Genomic DNA, 1,475 nt, shown 5'->3' on the forward strand with positions numbered 1-1,475 from the left:
GGTATAGACCCGAAACCCGGTGAGCTAGCCATGGGCAGGTTGAAGGTTGGGTAACACTAACTGGAGGACCGAACCGACTAATGTTGAAAAATTAGCGGATGACCTGTGGCTGGGGGTGAAAGGCCAATCAAACCGGGAGATAGCTGGTTCTCCCCGAAAGCTATTTAGGTAGCGCCTCGTGAAGTCATCTTCGGGGGTAGAGCACTGTTTCGGCTAGGGGGCCATCCCGGCTTACCAACCCGATGCAAACTGCAAATACCGAAGAATGTTATCACGGGAGACACACGGCGGGTGCTAACGTCCGTCGTGAAGAGGGAAACAACCCAGACCGCCAGCTAAGGTCCCGAAGTCATGGTTAAGTGGGAAACGAGGTGGGAAGGCCCAGACAGCCAGGATGTTGGCTTAGAAGCAGCCATCATTGAAAGAAAGCGTAATAGCTCACTGGTCGAGTCGGCCTGCGCGGAAGATGTAACGGGGCTAAACCATGCACCGAAGCTGCGGCATTCAGAGGACAGATTTCAGACGACAGAGGACGGAATGATGTCTTGAAGAGTTTGATTAATCAGGTTCTGGATAGTAATCGTCTGTGGCTGTGAAGCCATAGCGAAAATGCTGACCGGATTGGGGCGTCATCTGTAAGCTGTATTCTGACGTCTGTTCTCTGGATGGGTAGGGGAGCGTTCTGTAAGCCGTTGAAGGTGGCGCTGTGAGGCCCGCTGGAGGTATCAGAAGTGCGAATGCTGACATAAGTAACGATAAAGCGGGTGAAAAACCCGCTCGCCGGAAGACCAAGGGTTCCTGTCCAACGTTAATCGGGGCAGGGTGAGTCGACCCCTAAGGCGAGGCCGAACGGCGTAGCTGATGGGAAACAGGTTAATATTCCTGTACTGAATATGACTGCGAAGGGGGGACGGAGAAGGCTAGGCCATCCGGGCGACGGTCGTCCCGGTTTAAGCGTGTAGGTGGGAGGAGCAGGCAAATCCGCTCTTCTGTAACACTGAGGCGTGATGACGAGCTGCCACGGCAGTGAAGTGGTTGATGCCCGGCTTCCAGGAAAAGCCTCTAAGCGTCAGGTCATATTGAATCGTACCCCAAACCGACACAGGTGGTCAGGTAGAGCATACTCAGGCGCTTGAGAGAACTCGGGTGAAGGAACTAGGCAAAATGGTGCCGTAACTTCGGGAGAAGGCACGCTGGCGGTAGGTGAGGGAGTTTGCCTCCGGAGCCGAAGCCAGTCGCAGAGACCAGCTGGCTGCAACTGTTTATTAAAAACACAGCACTGTGCAAACACGTAAGTGGACGTATACGGTGTGACGCCTGCCCGGTGCTGGAAGGTTAATTGATGGGGTTAGCCGCAAGGCGAGGCTCTTGATCGAAGCCCCAGTAAACGGCGGCCGTAACTATAACGGTCCTAAGGTAGCGAAATTCCTTGTCGGGTAAGTTCCGACCTGCACGAATGGCGTAATGATGGCCAG

1 rRNA gene is annotated in these 1,475 nt (G+C 54.3%); it reads left to right on the forward strand.

The features are described from left to right. A 23S ribosomal RNA gene (locus tag C6H66_RS25385) occupies positions 1–1,475 on the forward strand; the annotation flags it as partial.

The sequence above is a fragment of the Photorhabdus hindustanensis genome, from assembly GCF_002968995.1.
Taxonomy (GTDB): domain Bacteria; phylum Pseudomonadota; class Gammaproteobacteria; order Enterobacterales; family Enterobacteriaceae; genus Photorhabdus; species Photorhabdus akhurstii.